This is a genomic window from Escherichia sp. WS1368, assembly GCF_046487485.1.
GTDB classification, from domain to species: Bacteria; Pseudomonadota; Gammaproteobacteria; order Enterobacterales; family Enterobacteriaceae; genus Escherichia; species Escherichia coli.
In genome coordinates this window covers 56,854-74,931 of the sequence record NZ_JBJQJI010000015.1, presented here as the reverse complement: position 1 = coordinate 74,931, position 18,078 = coordinate 56,854, and the positions used below count along the sequence as shown (strand labels likewise).

Annotated in this window: 16 protein-coding genes and 1 pseudogene; 7 read left to right on the top strand and 10 right to left on the bottom strand. The window is 51.4% G+C overall.

Annotated features, from left to right (window positions below):
* Window positions 1-79: 79 nt before the first annotated feature.
* The 4 genes from sbp to cpxP form a co-directional block, all read right to left on the bottom strand.
* Window positions 80-1,069: a sulfate/thiosulfate ABC transporter substrate-binding protein Sbp gene (gene sbp, locus ACJHYD_RS20130; protein ID WP_001045689.1), complete on the bottom strand. Its 990-nt coding sequence runs from the start codon at window positions 1,067-1,069 to the stop codon at window positions 80-82.
* 319 nt (window positions 1,070-1,388) lie between these two features.
* Complete coding sequence (gene pfkA, locus ACJHYD_RS20125) at window positions 1,389-2,351, bottom strand: 6-phosphofructokinase (protein WP_000591795.1); 963 nt, start codon at window positions 2,349-2,351, stop codon at window positions 1,389-1,391.
* Between the two features lie 180 nt (window positions 2,352-2,531).
* The gene (fieF, locus tag ACJHYD_RS20120; RefSeq protein WP_001076742.1) at window positions 2,532-3,434 is read right to left on the bottom strand and encodes a CDF family cation-efflux transporter FieF; all 903 of its coding nucleotides are present in this window, start codon (window positions 3,432-3,434) and stop codon (window positions 2,532-2,534) included.
* Between the two features lie 148 nt (window positions 3,435-3,582).
* Window positions 3,583-4,083, bottom strand: coding sequence for a cell-envelope stress modulator CpxP (cpxP, locus tag ACJHYD_RS20115; protein WP_001550366.1), 501 nt, complete (start codon window positions 4,081-4,083; stop codon window positions 3,583-3,585).
* A gap of 149 nt (window positions 4,084-4,232) precedes the next feature.
* Here cpxP and cpxR point away from each other — a divergent pair, with 149 nt between their 5' ends.
* A complete protein-coding gene (gene cpxR / locus ACJHYD_RS20110) occupies window positions 4,233-4,931 on the top strand; it encodes an envelope stress response regulator transcription factor CpxR (RefSeq protein ID WP_001033722.1) in 699 nt (232 codons plus the stop codon).
* Window positions 4,928-6,301, top strand: coding sequence for an envelope stress sensor histidine kinase CpxA (cpxA, locus tag ACJHYD_RS20105; RefSeq protein ID WP_000580417.1), 1,374 nt, complete (start codon window positions 4,928-4,930; stop codon window positions 6,299-6,301). The genes cpxR and cpxA overlap by 4 nt, the downstream gene beginning before the upstream one ends.
* A gap of 255 nt (window positions 6,302-6,556) precedes the next feature.
* On the opposite strand, the gene yiiM is transcribed toward cpxA, so the two are convergent.
* From yiiM to sodA, 3 genes are all read right to left on the bottom strand, one after another.
* Entirely contained in the window at window positions 6,557-7,231 is a 675-nt protein-coding gene (yiiM, locus tag ACJHYD_RS20100) for a 6-hydroxyaminopurine reductase (protein ID WP_001270252.1), read from the bottom strand.
* A gap of 148 nt (window positions 7,232-7,379) precedes the next feature.
* Window positions 7,380-8,363, bottom strand: a complete 984-nt coding sequence (gene kdgT, locus ACJHYD_RS20095) for a 2-keto-3-deoxygluconate transporter (protein ID WP_001166043.1) — start codon at window positions 8,361-8,363, stop codon at window positions 7,380-7,382.
* A 259-nt stretch (window positions 8,364-8,622) separates the two neighbouring features.
* The gene (gene sodA / locus ACJHYD_RS20090; RefSeq protein ID WP_001297064.1) at window positions 8,623-9,243 is read right to left on the bottom strand and encodes a superoxide dismutase [Mn]; all 621 of its coding nucleotides are present in this window, start codon (window positions 9,241-9,243) and stop codon (window positions 8,623-8,625) included.
* 284 nt (window positions 9,244-9,527) lie between these two features.
* On the opposite strand from sodA, the gene rhaT reads away from it, so the two are divergent.
* The gene (gene rhaT / locus ACJHYD_RS20085) at window positions 9,528-10,562 is read left to right on the top strand and encodes an L-rhamnose/proton symporter RhaT (RefSeq protein WP_001550365.1); all 1,035 of its coding nucleotides are present in this window, start codon (window positions 9,528-9,530) and stop codon (window positions 10,560-10,562) included.
* Here rhaT and rhaR read toward each other — a convergent pair.
* Window positions 10,559-11,407: an HTH-type transcriptional activator RhaR gene (gene rhaR / locus ACJHYD_RS20080; protein ID WP_024189723.1), complete on the bottom strand. Its 849-nt coding sequence runs from the start codon at window positions 11,405-11,407 to the stop codon at window positions 10,559-10,561. The genes rhaT and rhaR overlap by 4 nt on opposite strands.
* 73 nt (window positions 11,408-11,480) lie before the next feature.
* On the bottom strand, window positions 11,481-12,317 hold the full coding sequence (gene rhaS / locus ACJHYD_RS20075) for an HTH-type transcriptional activator RhaS (protein ID WP_000217137.1): 837 nt from the start codon (window positions 12,315-12,317) through the stop codon (window positions 11,481-11,483).
* Window positions 12,318-12,604: 287 nt separating this feature from the next.
* Here rhaS and rhaB point away from each other — a divergent pair, with 287 nt between their 5' ends.
* From rhaB to rhaM, 4 genes are all read left to right on the top strand, one after another.
* Window positions 12,605-14,074 carry a rhamnulokinase gene (gene rhaB / locus ACJHYD_RS20070; protein ID WP_001550363.1) on the top strand — a complete coding sequence of 490 codons (1,470 nt, stop codon included), beginning with the start codon at window positions 12,605-12,607 and terminating at the stop codon, window positions 14,072-14,074.
* The gene (rhaA, locus tag ACJHYD_RS20065) at window positions 14,071-15,330 is read left to right on the top strand and encodes an L-rhamnose isomerase (RefSeq protein WP_001306645.1); all 1,260 of its coding nucleotides are present in this window, start codon (window positions 14,071-14,073) and stop codon (window positions 15,328-15,330) included. The genes rhaB and rhaA overlap by 4 nt, the downstream gene beginning before the upstream one ends.
* A gap of 82 nt (window positions 15,331-15,412) precedes the next feature.
* Window positions 15,413-16,237 (top strand): rhamnulose-1-phosphate aldolase, encoded by an 825-nt coding sequence (rhaD, locus tag ACJHYD_RS20060; protein ID WP_001179749.1) that lies wholly within the window; start codon window positions 15,413-15,415, stop codon window positions 16,235-16,237.
* A gap of 9 nt (window positions 16,238-16,246) precedes the next feature.
* Entirely contained in the window at window positions 16,247-16,561 is a 315-nt protein-coding gene (gene rhaM, locus ACJHYD_RS20055; protein ID WP_000619503.1) for an L-rhamnose mutarotase, read from the top strand.
* Between the two features lie 40 nt (window positions 16,562-16,601).
* Here the strand turns inward: rhaM and ACJHYD_RS20050 are convergent.
* A pseudogene (locus ACJHYD_RS20050) lies at window positions 16,602-17,996 on the bottom strand (carbohydrate porin).
* Between the last annotated feature and the right edge of the window lie 82 nt (window positions 17,997-18,078).

Genomic DNA, 18,078 nt, shown 5'->3' with positions numbered 1-18,078 from the left:
GCAAGGGTAACGCAAAATCGTGACAAATAAAAAACCCGGTCGCGAGAAACCACCGGGTTTGATAATTATCCTGGGGAAATCAGCGTTTGCTGATCTGATCGAACGTACCGCCGTTAGCAAAATGCTCTTTTTGCGCTTTCGTCCAGCCGCCGAACTCTTCATCAATGGTGAATAACTTCAGCTTTGGAAACGCATTTTCGTACTTTTTCGCCACCTCAGCATCGCGCGGACGGTAGTAGTTTTTCGCGGCAATTTCCTGACCTTCTGGCGAGTAGAGATATTTCAGATAGGCTTCCGCCACCTCTTTGGTGCCTTTTTTCTCGACCACTTTATCGACCACCGACACGGTTGGCTCTGCGAGGATAGACTCACTCGGCGTAACGATTTCGAATTTATCTTTCCCCAGCTCATTCGCTGCCAGCAGAGCTTCGTTTTCCCAGGCGATCAGTACATCGCCAATCCCGCGCTCGACAAAGGTATTAGTGGAGCCGCGCGCGCCAGAATCCAGAACTTCGACGTTTTTATACAGTGCCCGAACAAAATCCTGTGCTTTTGCCTGATCGTTGTTGTTGTGATGCAGCGCGTAGCCCCAGGCTGCCAGGTAGTTCCAGCGCGCGCCACCAGAGCTTTTCGGATTAGGCGTGATCACCGAAACACCCGGTTTAATCAGATCGTTCCAGTCATGGATCTGCTTCGGATTGCCCTTACGCACCAGGAAAACAATGGTGGAAGTGTACGGTGCGGAGTTATCCGGCAGACGTTTGATCCACTCTTTATCAATCCGCCCGCGTTCCGCAATCGCGTCCACGTCATAGGCCAGAGCCAGAGTGACAACATCAGCTTCAATACCATTGATTACCGACGTCGCTTGTTTGCCTGAACCACCGTGTGACTGACGAATCACCACGTTATCGCCAGTTTGCTGTTTCCAGTGGGCGCTGAATGCCTTGTTGTACTGTTCGTACAATTCGCGCGTTGGATCATATGAAACGTTAAGAAGCTGAATATCCTTTGCCATAACGCTGGTTGCCGCCAGCAAAAATGTTAACCCTACGCCCCACTTGTTCATCGCCCGACTCTCTTATGTTGTGTTGTGATGAGCAAAGCGTGCCAGAAGGTTAACCAAACATTAAAGAATAAAAAAAGATTGGCTATAACTTGCGGGTATATGTTGGGGGATTAAAAAGGCGGAAGAAATCCGCCTCATATTGCTGACAAAGTGCGCTTTGTCCATGCCGGATGCGGCACAAACGCCTTATCCGACCTATAAAAGTTTGCAAATTCAATAGATTACAGAATTCATGTAGGCCTGATAAGCGAAGCGCATCAGGCCTTTTTGCTTCTGTCATCGGTTTCAGGCTAAAGGAATCTGCCTTTTTCCGAAATCATTAATACAGTTTTTTCGCGCAGTCCAGCCAGTCGCCTTTGAACGGACGCTTCATGTTTTCGATAGCGTCGATGATGTCGTGGTGAACCAGCTGTTCGTTCTGGATACCTACGCAACGACCGCCGTAACCTGCCAGCAGCAGATCGATAGCGTAAGCGCCCATACGGGAAGCCAGAATACGGTCGTAAGGCACCGGAGAACCACCGCGCTGGATGTGGCCCAGCACAGTTGCGCGGGTTTCACGACCGGTTTCTTTCTCGATGAAATGCGCCAGTTCGTCAACATCACACATATGTTCGGTAATCGCCACGATCGCGTGTTTTTTACCTTTCGCGATACCCGCTTTGATTTCGTTTACCAGGTCTTCACGGCTGAATTCAACTTCCGGAACCACAACGAATTCACAGCCACCGGCAATGGCCGCAGCCAGGGTCAGATCGCCACAATAACGGCCCATCACTTCCACCACGGAAATACGCTGGTGAGAAGAAGAGGTGTCACGCAGACGGTCGATCGCTTCTACAACGGTGCTCAGCGCAGTGAAGAAACCGATAGTGTAGTCAGTGCCTTTGATGTCGTTGTCGATAGTGCCCGGCAGACCGATGCACGGGAAGCCCATTTCGGTCAGACGCATTGCACCCATGTAGGAACCGTCACCGCCGATAACCACCAGCGCGTCGATACCACGTTTTTTCAGGTTTTCGATAGCCACGGCGCGGATGTTCTCGTCGCGGAATTCCGGGAAACGCGCAGAACCGAGGAACGTACCACCACGGTTGATCATGTCAGAAACGCTGTAACGGTCTAGCTGTACCATACGGTCTTCATACAGACCCAGATAGCCGTCATAAATGCCCATTACTTCCAGACCTTCTGTCAGCGCAGAACGAACAACCCCGCGAATTGCGGCGTTCATGCCTGGCGCATCACCGCCGCTTGTCAACACACCGATTTTCTTAATCATGACTACCTCTGAACTTTGGAATGCAAAATGAAATCTGTTGCCGGAAGTCTTCTTGCACATCGAAGTGATCCAACGAATGTGCAAATAGTATAACAATCACTTCCTGCTGAATTGATTCAGGTCAGGCCAAATGGCGGTATTTTATACACAAAATGCGGGTCTGGCTCTCTTTTATACTGATTATGAAAGCATAGACCGTTTACCCTCCCTGGGTACGACGGAACAGGGGTCCTGATGGATAATCACATCCGATCCCGGAAAACGCCGTAAAATAGCCTGCTCTACCTGATCCGCCACCATATGTGCCTGAACCAAAGGCAGAGAGTCTTCCATTTCCAAATGAATCTGAATAAAGCGGGTCGGCCCTGACTGCCGCGTGCGAAGATCGTGAGCGCCGCTAACACCCGGCCAGGAAGTCACGATATCAATAATTTCTTGCCGTTCTTCATCAGGCAATGCGCGATCCAGTAATGACTGTACCGCCTCATATCCCATGCGTAACGCGCTATATAAAATATAGATGCCGATTCCCAATGCAAACAGAGCATCGGCGCGATGCCAGCCGTACCAGGACAACCCCAGCGCCAGCAGAATTGCGCCGTTCATCATAACATCAGACTGGTAATGTAGCATATCAGCCCGCACCGCCTGGCTTTGCGTCCGGCGCACCACCCACCGCTGAAACGAGACAAGGATAATCGTACAAATTAGCGCCACAATTGTCACGATTACCCCGACGCCTGGATCTGTCATCGGTGTTGGAGATATCAGATGTTGAATACCCGTCAAAAAGAGGAATAGTGCCGAACCGGAGATAAACATACTTTGCGCCAGCGCCGCGAGGGACTCAGCTTTACCGTGACCAAACGAGTGATTATCGTCGGCAGGTTGCAGGGAATATCGCACCACCAGTAAATTCGTCAACGACGCGCCGATATCCACCAGCGAATCCACCAGCGCGGCGAGAATACTCACCGACCCGGTATACCACCATGCAAAAATTTTAATCAGCAATAGCAGTGAAGCCATCGCCGTTGCAGCAATCGCCGCCCGACTGACCAGCCGTCCATAAGATTGATTCATAAATACTCCCGCTATCAACTGACGCTAGTATAACGGAAGCAAATCATCTGCAATGCATTAAGCAGCAGGCAAATTGAGGATAAAAAAAACCCCCACATCATGTGGGGGAAGACAGGGATGGTGTCTATGGCAAGGAAAACAGGGTTTACTACTGGGAACGTGAGTTGCTACTACTCAATAGCTTCAACGATGAACTTTTTTGCCATTGCGTCACGTCACGCAACTGCTCCATTCGTTGTTGATGTTTCTCATTTAAAACCGCTTGCTGCTCCGGCGTTAACAGGCGATACATTTGGTTGCGGACTTTTGCCATCTCAACCTGACGAGCAATTTGCTCATTCGCCATTTTTTCTGCCTGTGCGCGCACAGCGTTTTCATCAAAATTTTCTGCGGTGACAAGGCGATGCATTGTCTCCAGTTCGCTAACATTAACAGGAGGCTGTTCGTGCCGGGCCTGTTGCATAAGATCTCGCATCTGCTGACGCTGATGTTCGGTTAAACTTATGCCGTCGAACATATGGCTCTGCGTACTGCGCTGCGTAAGTTCTTCACCCGGATGCCAGTTATCGACTGAACCGACTTCAGCAGCGTGGCTTAATGAACTGACTGCCAGCGTTGAGGCCATGACGGCAGCGGTAACTATGCGCATCATTTGCTCCCAAAATCTTTCTGTCGCGATTCAACGATAGAGAGTTTACGATTCAGGCTGCAAACATGCGTCAGGGGGTGTAAAACAACGTAAAGTCATGGATTAGCGACGTCTGATGACGTAATTTCTGCCTCGGAGGTATTTAAACAATGAATAAAATCCTGTTAGTTGATGATGACCGAGAGCTGACTTCCCTATTAAAGGAGCTGCTCGAGATGGAAGGCTTCAACGTGATTGTTGCCCACGATGGGGAACAGGCGCTTGATCTTCTGGACGACAGCATTGATTTACTTTTGCTTGATGTAATGATGCCGAAGAAAAATGGTATCGACACATTAAAAGCACTTCGCCAGACACACCAGACGCCTGTCATTATGTTGACGGCGCGCGGCAGTGAACTTGATCGCGTTCTCGGCCTTGAGCTGGGCGCAGATGACTATCTCCCGAAACCGTTTAATGATCGTGAGCTGGTGGCACGTATTCGCGCGATCCTGCGCCGTTCGCACTGGAGCGAGCAACAGCAAAACAACGACAACGGTTCACCGACACTGGAAGTTGATGCCTTAGTGCTAAATCCAGGCCGTCAGGAAGCCAGCTTCGACGGGCAAACGCTGGAGTTAACCGGTACTGAGTTTACCCTGCTCTATTTGCTGGCACAGCATCTGGGTCAGGTGGTTTCCCGTGAACATTTAAGCCAGGAAGTGCTGGGCAAACGCCTGACGCCTTTCGACCGCGCTATCGATATGCACATTTCCAACCTGCGTCGTAAACTGCCGGATCGTAAAGATGGTCACCCGTGGTTTAAAACCTTGCGTGGTCGCGGCTATCTGATGGTTTCTGCTTCATGATAGGCAGCTTAACCGCGCGCATCTTCGCCATCTTCTGGCTGACGCTGGCGCTGGTGTTGATGTTGGTTTTGATGTTACCCAAGCTCGATTCACGCCAGATGACCGAGCTTCTGGATAGCGAACAGCGTCAGGGTCTGATGATTGAGCAGCATGTCGAAGCGGAGCTGGCGAACGATCCGCCCAACGATTTAATGTGGTGGCGGCGTCTGTTCCGGGCGATTGATAAGTGGGCACCGCCAGGACAGCGTTTGTTATTGGTGACCACCGAAGGCCGCGTGATCGGCGCTGAACGCAGCGAAATGCAGATCATTCGTAACTTTATTGGTCAGGCCGATAACGCCGATCATCCGCAGAAGAAAAAGTATGGGCGCGTGGAACTGGTCGGTCCGTTCTCCGTGCGTGATGGCGAAGATAATTACCAACTTTATCTGATTCGTCCGGCCAGCAGTTCTCAATCCGATTTCATTAACTTACTGTTTGACCGCCCGCTATTACTGCTGATTGTCACCATGTTGGTCAGTACGCCGCTGCTGTTGTGGTTGGCCTGGAGTCTGGCAAAACCGGCGCGTAAGCTGAAAAACGCTGCCGATGAAGTTGCCCAGGGAAACTTACGCCAGCACCCGGAACTGGAAGCGGGGCCACAGGAATTCCTTGCCGCCGGTGCCAGTTTTAACCAGATGGTCACCGCGCTGGAGCGCATGATGACCTCTCAGCAGCGTCTACTTTCTGATATCTCTCACGAACTGCGCACCCCGCTGACGCGTCTGCAACTGGGTACGGCGTTACTGCGCCGTCGTAGCGGTGAAAGCAAGGAACTGGAGCGTATTGAAACCGAAGCGCAACGTCTGGACAGCATGATCAACGATCTGTTGGTGATGTCACGTAATCAGCAGAAAAATGCGCTGGTTAGCGAGACCATCAAAGCCAACCAGTTGTGGAGTGAAGTGCTGGATAACGCGGCGTTCGAAGCCGAGCAGATGGGCAAGTCGTTGACGGTTAACTTCCCGCCTGGGCCGTGGCCGCTGTACGGCAACCCGAACGCCCTGGAGAGTGCGCTGGAAAACATTGTTCGTAATGCCCTGCGTTATTCCCATACGAAGATTGAAGTGGGCTTTGCGGTAGATAAAGACGGTATCACCATTACGGTGGACGACGATGGTCCTGGCGTTAGCCCGGAAGATCGCGAACAGATTTTCCGTCCGTTCTATCGTACCGATGAAGCACGCGATCGTGAATCTGGCGGTACAGGTTTGGGGCTGGCAATTGTTGAAACCGCCATTCAGCAGCATCGTGGCTGGGTTAAAGCGGAAGACAGCCCGCTGGGCGGTTTACGGCTGGTGATTTGGTTGCCGCTGTATAAGCGGAGTTAAACTCGGCGCAGAGCCGTCCCCTTCGGGGTGAAGGCAACAGGTCAGCACTGTGCGAACTGATACCCTCACCCCGGCCCTCTCCCTGAAAGGGCGAGGGGGAAAAACGTAGCCCTGTTCAGCAACGGAGCTGAGCACCGCTCCGGACAGTCCCCTCGCCCCTCTGGGGAGAGGGTTAGGGTGAGGGGAAAAATTCAGCACAATGCAAACGGCACTGCTCTCACCGGAAACCATGCCAGATTTCGTATTAAGGCAGACTTATTTTCCCCACAACCGGCGGGAAAAATCTTCGATCTTGCCGCTCAGTCGGCGCTTTTGCATCGTCCGCGTCCAGCTTTTCGATAACCCGGCAGCGGAGAGTAAACGGTGATACTGCTCGTCATCAAACGGCATATGCCATGCGATGGCGGCAGCCTCCTGCACGGTCACATCACTGACACGGGAAACCAACTCCAGCGGAGCATCAGCAGATACCAACCCTGGCGCAATCACGCTATACAACCACCCCACTTTACCCGTGTTTTGCATCAACTGCGCTATATCGCTGATATCAAAATGGTAATTGAGTTTATAGCAAGGTGAGCGTGGCTGGCTGACCTGAATTAATGCCTCTCCCCAGCGGAAAATATCGCCAATATAAACATTACTTTCCGTCAGACCGTCGGTTGAGAGATTTTCGCCAAACGCAGGCGCAACAAACAACTCCGCCTGTTCCGGAAATTCCCGCGCCCAGTAAAGATAATGCTCACGAGGATAATGACACAGCGCTCTGTCTGGCCCGCCGTGAACCTTTTTCTCCGCCTGCTCGTCACCTTCCAGCCCCAGCTCCGTCAGCATCAACTCACCATCAACCTGGATTTTGGCAATTGCGCTGGGTTTGCCTTCGGGATAAGCCTGAATCTTGCCTGTGTATACATCAACCGGATATCGCATCTGTTCCCTCTCCACGAGAAATTTCCCCATTAGACCATATTTATTTTATGTCAGGCGTGCTGTTTTCGCGGTAAGTATCCAGGCAGGAACTCAATAGCAAACCGGACGAACGTTAGTTCATCCGGCTGTGGGGATTAAGGAAGCAGGTTTATTTCACCGTACCTAAAATTTCGATTTTCGCTGCTCTGGCTTTGACTTTACGTGACCAGATAGAGGTAAGAATTGGCACCAGAATCGAAGTCACAATGACCGCCGTCGCGACCAGCGAAGTTGCTGCCGGAGCCATCGGTTTAAACGCAGGCACCATTTCTGCAATCAGCACAGGTGTCGCTACCGCGGCCCCTGCGGAACTGGAAGCGGCAATTCCGGCAGTGCCATCGCCACCGCCAATCAATTTATCAGCGATAATCAACGGAATACCGGTCACGATAATTACTGCCACACCCAACAGGATCCCCAGCAAACCTGTCTGGGCAATTACAGTCAAATCAATGGTATTACCCAGTGCGAAGGCAAAGAATGGAATCAGCGTCTGCACCGCTTTGCTGAAAAATTCTCGTAATTCAGGGTCAAGGTTCCCAAGGGCAAAGCCCACCAGAAACGGTAATACTGCGCCGACGAAAACATGCGGTTCAAACGAGGCAATCCCGGCAGTGCCCAGAATAATCATCGTCATGAGCGGCCCGGACTCCAATGACATCAACACAAATGCCCCAGCTTCTTCTTTTGTGCCGTACTGCTGCATGATGGAAGCGTAAAGTCCGCCGTTGGTCATATCCATCGCCGCCACCAGCGCCAGCGTTGAAAGTCCGGCAAAGAATCCAACTTCAACACCATGTTCCGGAATAATGCGCGAGGCAATTGCCGCAACCACCCACGCGACGGCAATTTTAGTTACCACCAGCGTACCGGATTTACGCAATACCGTTCCCGTCGCGCTTAATTTTATTGACGCCCCCATGCAAAAAAACCACACCGCCAGAATGGGCACCGTACCGGTAATCATCCCGTTGGTGAATGATCCAAAATATTTCCCCGCCTCCGGCGAGAAGGTGTGGCACAGTGCGCCAAGGAATAGCGGGACGAGCATCATCCCCCCCGGGATTTTCTCAATCGAGCGTTTTATCTGCATTTCCATCACCTGTCGGCATATTTTTAAGGGCTGATGCGTCATTCCTCAATGGAGCATCAGTGTTGATGGAAACGAAGATAGACATTCATTTAATCAATAAAAGTGATCAAAACCACATCAATTGAAACACTGTTTTATTTTTATCGGATCATTGTTTTTATTTTGAAATTGATCACAAAAAAACCACCGCCGTTGGCGATGGTTCATTTTTTAAGCTGATATGCGACGTAAACGCCTCATTGCAGCAGGCGGCAAATGATTATTTTTTCGCCGCGAAACGTGCCGCTGCTTCGTCCCAGTTCACCACGTTCCAGAACTCTTTGATGTAGTCAGGACGGCGGTTCTGGAATTTCAGGTAGTAAGCATGTTCCCACACATCCAGGCCCAGAATCGGGAAGCCGGAAGCGCCAGAAATAGCTTCACCCATCAGCGGGGAATCCTGGTTAGCAGTAGAAACCACCGCCAGTTTATCGCCTTTCAGCACCAGCCATGCCCAGCCGGAACCAAAGCGGGAAGCTGCCGCTTTCTCAAATTCTGCTTTGAAGTTATCAACGGAGCCGAAGTCACGTTCGATAGCCGCTTTCAGGTCACCCTGTAAGGTGGTGCCTTTTTTCAGACCTTTCCAGAACAGGCTGTGGTTAGCGTGACCGCCAGCGTTGTTGCGCAGTACTGTTTTCTTGTCTGCTGGCAGCTGGTCCAGTTTGGTGATCAGCTCTTCAACCGGCAGGTTGGCAAATTCTGGCAGGCTTTCCAGCGCCGCGTTGGCGTTGTTGACATAGGTCTGATGGTGTTTGGTGTGGTGGATTTCCATGGTCTGCTTATCGAAGTGCGGTTCCAGGGCATCGTAAGCATACGGCAGGGATGGCAGGGTATAGCTCATATTCATCTCCAGTATTGTCGGGCGGCCGATTGTTAATGCCGCGTAAGCAGTTGGTTCATTATAGTTAATTAAATGATATTGAAAATGATTATCAATGCCGTACTTTTCGTAAGGGTATGGTTTTGCAGGAAAATGCCCGAGATGTGAAGCAAATCACCCACTTAATGCCGTGATTGCCAGTAAATCGACAACGGCGGCAACAGGCGAAAGGTTAATCGACAGCACGATTTTTACACTCATCTCGTCGGAGATGTGACGCGACGAAAAATGATGAGGATAAGAAGATGAGTAACGCGATTACGATGGGGATATTTTGGCATTTGATCGGCGCGGCCAGTGCAGCCTGTTTTTACGCTCCGTTCAAAAAAGTAAAAAAATGGTCATGGGAAACCATGTGGTCAGTTGGTGGGATTGATTCGTGGATTATTCTGCCGTGGGCCATCAGCGCCCTGTTACTACCGAATTTCTGGGCGTATTACAGCTCGTTTAGTCTCTCTACGCTGCTGCCTGTTTTTCTGTTCGGCGCTATGTGGGGGATCGGTAATATCAACTACGGCCTGACCATGCGTTATCTCGGCATGTCGATGGGAATTGGCATCGCCATTGGCATTACGTTGATTGTCGGTACGCTGATGACGCCAATTATCAACGGCAATTTCGATGTTCTGATTAATACCGAAGGCGGACGCATGACGTTGCTCGGCGTTCTGGTGGCGCTGATTGGCGTAGGGATTGTGACTCGCGCCGGGCAGTTGAAAGAGCGCAAGATGGGCATTAAAGCCGAAGAGTTCAACCTGAAAAAAGGGCTGGTGCTGGCGGTGATGTGCGGCATTTTCTCTGCCGGAATGTCCTTTGCGATGAACGCCGCAAAACCGATGCATGAAGCCGCTGCCGCACTTGGCGTCGATCCACTGTATGTCGCTCTACCAAGCTATGTTGTCATCATGGGAGGCGGCGCGATCATCAACCTCGGTTTCTGCTTCATTCGTCTGGCAAAAGTGAAGGATTTGTCGCTAAAAGCCGACTTTTCGCTGGCAAAACCGCTGATCATTCACAATGTGTTACTCTCAGCACTGGGCGGGTTGATGTGGTATCTGCAATTCTTTTTCTATGCCTGGGGCCACGCGCGTATTCCGGCGCAGTATGACTACATCAGCTGGATGCTGCATATGAGCTTCTATGTATTGTGCGGCGGTATCGTCGGGCTGGTACTGAAAGAGTGGAACAATGCAGGTCGCCGTCCGGTAACGGTGTTGAGCCTCGGTTGTGTGGTGATTATTGTCGCCGCCAACATCGTCGGCATGGGCATGGCGAATTAATCTTTCTGCGAATTGAGATGACGCCAGTGGCTGGGCGTCATCCCGGTTTCCCGGGTAAACACCACCGAAAAATAGTTACTATCTTCAAAGCCACATTCGGTTGAAATATCACTGATTAACAGGCGGCTATGCTGGAGAAGATATTGCGCATGACACACTCTGATCTGCCGCAGATATTGATTGATGGTCATGCCAGTCTGCTGGCGAAATTGCTGACGCAAAACGCGCTCACTGCACGATGCCTCATCACAAAATTTATCCAGCGCAAAGGGACTTTTCAGGCTGGCCGCCAGCCGGGTAATCAGCTTATCCAGCAATGTTTCGCTGGATGTTGGCGGCAACGAATCGCTGGTGTAACGATGGCGATTCAGCAACATCACCAACTGCCCGAACAGCAACTCTGCCATTTCGTTAGCAAACGGCACATGCTGACTACTTTCATGCTCAAGTTGACCGATAACCTGCCGCGCCTGCGCCATCCCCACGCTACCTAAGCGCCAGTGTGGTTGCCCTGCGCTGGCACTAAATCCCGGAATCGCCCCCTGCCAGTCAAGATTCAGCTTCAGCCGCTCCGGGCAATAAATAATATTCTGCAAAACCAGATCGTTAACGGAAGCGTAGGAGTGTTTATCGTCAGCATGAATGTAAAAGAGATCGCCACGGGTAATGCGATAAGGGCGATCGTTGAGTACATGCAGACCATTGCCGCGCCAGACAATTACCAGCTCACAAAAATCATGTGTATGTTCAGCAAAGACATCTTGCGGATAACGGTCAGCCACAGCGACTGCCTGCTGGTCGCTGGCAAAAAAATCATCTTTGAGAAGTTTTATCTGATGCGCCACCGTGGCTACCTCGGCCAGAGAACGAAGTTGATTATTCGCAATATGGCGTACAAATACGGTGAGTAGATTCGCGTTATTGCAAAAAGCCATCCCGTCCCTGACGAATATCACGCGGTGACCAGTTAAACTCTCGGCGAAAAAGCGTCGAAAAGTGGTTACTGTCGCTGAATCCGCAGCGATAGGCGATGTCAGTAACGCTGGCCTCGCTGTGGCGTAGCAGATGTCGGGCTTTCATCAGTCGCAGGCGGTTCAGGTAACGCTGAGGCGTCAGTCCCGTTTGCTGCTTAAGCTGCCGATGTAGCGTACGCAGTGAAAGAGAAAATTGATCCGCCACGGCATCCCAATTCACCTCATCGGCAAAATGGTCCTCCAGCCAGGCCAGAAGCAAGTTGAGACGTGATGCGCTGTTTTCCAGGTTCTCCTGCAAACTGCTTTTACGCAGCAAGAGCAGTAATTGCATAAACAAGATCTCGCGACTGGCGGTCGAGGGTAAATCATTTTCCCCTTCCTGCTGTTCCATCTGTGCAACCAGCTGTCGCACCTGCTGCAATACGCTGTGGTTAACGCGCCAGTGAGACGGATACTGCCCATCCAGCTCTTGTGGCAGCAACTGATTCAGCCCGGCGAGAAACTGAAATCGATCCGGCGAGCGATACAGCACATTGGTCAGACACAGATTATCGGTATGTTCATACAGATGCCGATCATGATCGCGTACGAAACAGACCGTGCCACCGGTGATGGTATAGGGCTGCCCATTAAACACATGAATACCCGTGCCATGTTCGACAATCACAATTTCATGAAAATCATGATGATGTTCAGGAAAATCCGCCTGCGGGAGCCGGGGTTCTATCGCCACGGACGCGTTACCAGACGGAAAAAAATCCACACTATGTAATACGGTCATACTGGCCTCCTGATGTCGTCAACACGGCGAAATAGTAATCACGAGGTCAGGTTCTTACCTTAAATTTTCGACGGAAAACCACGTAAAAAAAGTCGATTTTTCAAGATACAGCGTGAATTTTCAGGAAATGCGGTAAGCATCACACCACCACAATTCAGCGAATTGTGAACATCATCACGTTCATCTTTCCCTGGTTGCCAATGACCCATTTTCCTGTCAGTAACGAGAAGGTCGCGAAGTCAGGCGCTTTTTAGACTGGTCGTAATGAAATTCAGCAGGATCACATTATGACCTTTCGCAATTGTGTCGCCGTCGATCTCGGCGCATCCAGTGGACGCGTGATGCTGGCGCGTTACGAGCGTGAATGCCGCAGCCTGACGCTGCGCGAAATCCATCGTTTTAACAATGGGCTGCATAGCCAGAACGGTTATGTCACCTGGGATGTGGGTAGCCTGGAAAGTGCCATTCGCCTTGGATTAAACAAGGTGTGCGAGGAAGGGATTCGTATCGATAGCATTGGGATTGATACCTGGGGCGTGGACTTTGTGCTGCTCGACCAACAGGGTCAGCGTGTGGGCCTGCCCGTTGCTTATCGCGATAGCCGCACCAATGGCCTGATGGCGCAGGCACAACAACAACTCGGCAAACGCAATATTTATCAACGTAGCGGCATCCAGTTTCTGCCCTTCAATACGCTTTATCAGTTGCATGCACTGACAGAGCAACAACCTGAGCTTATTCCACACATTGCTCACGCTCTGCTGATGCCGGATTACTTCAGTTATCGCCTGACCGGCGAGATGAACTGGGAGTACACCAACGCCACGACCACGCAACTGGTCAATATCAATAGCGACGACTGGGACGAGTCGCTACTGGCGTGGAGCGGTGCCAACAAAGCCTGGTTTGGTCGCCCGACGCATCCGGGTAATGTCATAGGTCACTGGATTTGCCCGCAGGGTAATGAGATTCCGGTGGTCGCCGTTGCCAGCCATGATACCGCCAGCGCGGTTATCGCCTCGCCGTTAAACGGTTCACGCGCCGCTTATCTCTCTTCTGGCACCTGGTCATTGATGGGCTTCGAAAGCCAGACGCCATTTACCAATGACACGGCGCTGGCCGCCAATATCACCAATGAAGGTGGGGCGGAAGGTCGCTATCGGGTGCTGAAAAATATTATGGGCTTATGGCTGCTTCAGCGGGTGCTTCAGGAGCGGCAAATCAACGATCTCCCGGCGCTTATCGCCGCGACACAGGCACTGCCGGCTTGCCGCTTCACCATCAATCCCAATGACGATCGCTTTATTAATCCTGAGGCGATGTGCAGCGAAATTCAGGCTGCGTGTCGGGAAACGGCGCAACCAATCCCGGAAAGTGATGCTGAACTGGCGCGCTGTATTTTCGACAGTCTGGCGTTGCTGTATGCCGATGTGTTGCATGAGCTGGCGCAGCTGCGCGGTGAAGATTTCTCGCAACTGCATATTGTCGGCGGTGGCTGCCAGAACGCGCTGCTCAACCAGTTATGTGCTGATGCCTGCGGTATTCGGGTGATCGCCGGGCCTGTTGAAGCCTCGACGCTCGGCAATATCGGCATCCAGTTAATGACGCTGGATGAACTCAACAATGTGGATGATTTCCGTCAGGTCGTCAGCACCACCGCGAATCTGACCACCTTTACCCCTAATCCTGACAGTGAAATTGCCCACTATGTGGCGCAGATTCACTCTACACGACAGACAAAGGAGCTTTGCGCATGACCACTCAACTGGAACAGGCCTGGGAGCTGGCGAAACAGCGTTTCGCAGCGGTAGGGATTGATGTCGAGGAGGCGCTGCGCCAACTTGATCGTTTACCCGTGTCAATGCACTGCTGGCAAGGCGATGATGTTTCCGGTTTTGAAAACCCGGAAGGTTCGCTGACCGGGGGGATTCAGGCCACAGGTAATTATCCGGGTAAAGCGCGTAATGCCAGCGAGCTGCGTGCCGATCTGGAACAGGCTATGCGGCTGATTCCGGGGCCGAAACGGCTTAATTTACATGCCATCTATCTGGAATCAGACACGCCAGTCTCGCGCGACCAGATCAAACCAGAGCACTTCAAAAACTGGGTTGAATGGGCGAAAGCCAATCAGCTCGGTCTGGATTTTAACCCCTCCTGTTTTTCGCATCCGCTAAGCGCCGATGGCTTTACGCTTTCCCATGCCGACGACAGCATTCGCCAGTTCTGGATTGATCACTGCAAGGCCAGCCGCCGCGTTTCGGCCTATTTTGGCGAGCAACTTGGCACGCCATCGGTGATGAACATCTGGATCCCGGATGGCATGAAAGATATCACCGTTGACCGTCTCGCTCCGCGCCAGCGTTTGCTGGCAGCACTGGATGAGGTGATCAGCGAGAAGCTGGATCCGGCGCACCATATCGACGCCGTTGAGAGCAAATTATTTGGTATTGGTGCGGAGAGCTACACGGTTGGCTCCAATGAGTTTTACATGGGGTATGCCACCAGCCGCCAGACGGCGCTGTGCCTGGACGCCGGGCATTTCCACCCGACTGAAGTGATTTCCGACAAGATTTCCGCCGCCATGCTGTATGTGCCGCAGTTGCTACTGCACGTCAGTCGTCCGGTTCGCTGGGACAGCGATCACGTGGTGCTGCTGGATGATGAAACTCAGGCGATTGCCAGTGAGATTGTTCGTCACGATCTGTTCGACCGTGTGCATATCGGTCTCGATTTCTTTGATGCCTCTATCAACCGCATTGCCGCGTGGGTCATTGGTACACGCAATATGAAAAAAGCCCTGCTGCGTGCGTTGCTGGAACCTACCGCTGAGCTGCGCAAGCTGGAAGCGGCGGGCGATTACACTGCGCGTCTGGCACTGCTGGAAGAGCAGAAATCGTTGCCGTGGCAGGCGGTCTGGGAAATGTATTGCCAACGTCACGATACCCCAGCGGGTAGCGAATGGTTGAAGAGCGTGCGGGCTTATGAGAAAGAAATTTTGAGTCGCCGCGGGTAAACACTGCCGGATGCGGCGCGAGCGCCTTATTCGGCCTACGGGTCGTGCATCCGACAACACCGAATTTACAGGAACACAGAACATGCAAAACATTACCCAGTCCTGGTTTGTCCAGGGAATGATCAAAGCCACCACCGACGCCTGGCTGAAAGGCTGGGACGAGCGCAATGGTGGTAACCTGACACTGCGCCTGGATGACGCCGATATCGCACCGTATCACGACAACTTCCACCAACAACCGCGCTATATCCCGCTCAGCCAGCCCATGCCTTTACTGGCAAATACACCGTTTATTGTCACCGGCTCCGGCAAATTCTTCCGCAACGTCCAGCTTGATCCTGCGGCTAACTTAGGCGTCGTAAAAGTCGACAGCGACGGCGCGGGCTACCACATTCTCTGGGGGCTAACTCACGAAGCCGTTCCAACCTCTGAACTCCCGGCGCACTTCCTCTCCCACTGCGAACGCATTAAAGCCACCAACGGTAAAGATCGGGTGATCATGCACTGCCATGCCACCAACCTGATCGCCCTTACCTACGTACTGGAAAACGACACCGCGGTCTTCACTCGCCAACTGTGGGAAGGCAGCACCGAATGTCTGGTAGTGTTCCCGGATGGCGTCGGCATTTTGCCGTGGATGGTGCCCGGCACGGACGAAATCGGCCAGGCGACCGCACAGGAAATGCAAAAACATTCGCTGGTGTTGTGGCCCTTCCACGGCGTCTTCGGCAGCGGTCCGACACTGGATGAAACATTCGGTTTAATCGACACCGCAGAAAAATCAGCACAAGTATTAGTGAAGGTTTATTCGATGGGCGGCATGAAACAGACCATCAGTCGTGAAGAGCTGATAGCGCTCGGCCAGCGTTTCGGCGTTACACCACTCGCCAGTGCGCTGGCGCTGTAAGGAGCAAACATGATCCGCAAAGCCTTTGTAATGCAGGTTAACCCCGACGCCCACGAAGAGTATCAGCGTCGGCATAACCCCATCTGGCCGGAACTGGAAGCAGTGTTGAAATCTCACGGTGCGCATAACTACGCCATTTACCTCGACAAAGCGCGTAATCTGCTGTTTGCCACGGTAGAGATTGAATCTGAAGAACGGTGGAATGCGGTAGCCAGCACTGATGTTTGCCAACGTTGGTGGAAATATATGACCGACGTTATGCCAGCTAACCCGGATAACAGCCCAGTCAGTAGCGAGCTGCAAGAAGTGTTTTACCTGCCCTAATGAGTTGCGGTGCCGGAAAATATCCAGCACCGCGCCTTCATCAGAAGAAGTATTTAAAGCGAACGCGTGCGCCGTAACGGTCATCAGTATCATCACCGTGTTTTTTATCACCGTCGCTATCCAGAATGGAGTAATACGTCCCGAGGTAAATATTAAAGTTCTCCATATCCATCACATTAGCGAACTGATAAGACGCATGAATGGTGTGAATGGTGTACGTCCCTTCATCATCAATCCAGCAGTCGTTATCACAAACTACACCGCTGAATTCATCAATCTTATTGTGCGCGTAGATATAACCCAGCTCGAAACGTTTCCACAGCGCGTTAATCCCGGCAGTGAAATCTTTCTCATTATTAGCATCTAAATAGGCGGTATTAAGATTAACAACGACGCCATTTTCCGGATCCGTTTTCAGGCCATTCCAGGTCATGCTCATACCATAGCCGGTACGATCGGACTGATCGACAAAATTACCCTTGCTATCGGTATAACCATAAGCATTATTTACCACGTTCGCTTCCATCGCTGCGGAAACGGTAAATTCTTCCGTCGGCGACCAGGCAATTACCGGACGCAGATAAGCAACATTTTTCTGCTGCTACACATCGCGTCCATGATAATTACCGTCATTATATAAAGATGTTCCGTCTTCAAGTAACGTGTTTAATTCAAAATACAAGTTATCAAGTTGTTTGCTGACGAGGAAATTACCGCCAGCGTTAGAGCGCCCGCGGCCCTCTTTCATCATATAGATATAACCGCTGCCATCGTCATAAAGATCGTTCGCAGTATTACCGGAATGTTCAACAAAGGTATCCTGATTCAGCGGGAACATATCGTAGGCTTCAAAACGGCCTACTTTGACCTTCCAGTCGTTTTGTTTGCCAAAGAAGAATACCGCATCATCGATATTTACTGAACCGTGCATGTCCCCCAGCGGTTGTGCGGAGAACCCGGCGAAATAGCCATTATCCAGTTTTCGCATACCATCAAAACCTAACAGAATACGACCATTGAGATTCCACTGTTCATTAGTGGGATCGCTATTCACATCAGCGTTGGTCATTGCCAGCAGGCCATGATTACTTTCCGCATCCATATTAAATTCTACATCGCCGTAGATTTTTAAATCGCCATAACCTGAGAGCAAAAGATTAGGTGAGGTGGAATTTTTCTTTGCAGATTCCGCCGTTGCCTGTCCATTTACCGGCGTATTGCCCTGGGCAGCCTTAATTTCGCGGATCTCAGCGGCTTGTTGTGTCTGCAGCTGTTTAACCTGGCTCTCTGCTTTTGCTGCCCGCATTTCTGCCGCTTCCAGGCGTTCTTCCAGCAATGCCATGCGTTGTTCCAGCGTTAAATGCTGTGTTTTTGCCATTCCGGTACTACATGCCAATAATAAACCGATGGCTAAAGATAATGTCGATTTTTTCATTATTTACGTTCCCTGAAATAAAAGAGACCCTACGCTTTCCAAAAGGAATACGTATATAGAGAAATATAAGGTGTGCACTTTC